The 495-nt window shown below is 77.6% G+C and carries 1 protein-coding gene; it reads left to right on the top strand.

What is annotated here, in order from left to right; translation table 11 throughout:
• Positions 1-472: urease accessory protein UreD (locus AB8Z36_RS41955; protein WP_369218557.1), on the top strand; the 472-nt coding region annotated here is incomplete at its 5' end.
• Positions 473-495 lie beyond the last annotated feature (23 nt).

Here is a 495-nt window from a genome sequence, read left to right as displayed (position 1 = left end):
CGTACGGATCGACGTGGCCGACGGTGCGGAACTGCGCTGGCTGCCCGAGCAGGTGATCTCGGTGCGCGACAGCGACCTGCGGCTCTCGACACGCGTCGGGCTCGCCGCGGGCGCCCGGCTCGTGCTGCGGGAGGAGCAGGTCCTCGGCCGGGTCGCCGAGGCCCCCGGACGGCTGACCAGCCGCCTGACCGTGCACCGCGCGGGGGCCCCGCTGCTCGACCAGGAACTTGCCTTCGGTCCCGGCGCCCCGGGCGGCTGGGACGGACCCGCGGTGCTCGGGGGACGCAGGGCGGTGGGACAGCTCGTCGTCGTGCGGCCCGAGTACGAGCAGGGGCGGCCGGAGGCGGCGCTCCTCGGCGAGTGGGCCGCGCTCACCCCGCTGGCCGGGCCCGGCGTCCTGGTCACCGCGGTGGCCCCGGACGCCCTCCAGGTGCGGCGGGCCCTGGACACGGCTCTGCGCGACCTCGAGTGACCCCCTTTCCCTGACGGGGGAGG

Origin of the sequence: Streptomyces flavofungini, from assembly GCF_041028215.1 — a bacterium.
Classification (GTDB): domain Bacteria; phylum Actinomycetota; class Actinomycetes; order Streptomycetales; family Streptomycetaceae; genus Streptomyces; species Streptomyces flavofungini_B.
This window is presented reverse-complemented; position numbering and strand designations above follow the sequence as displayed.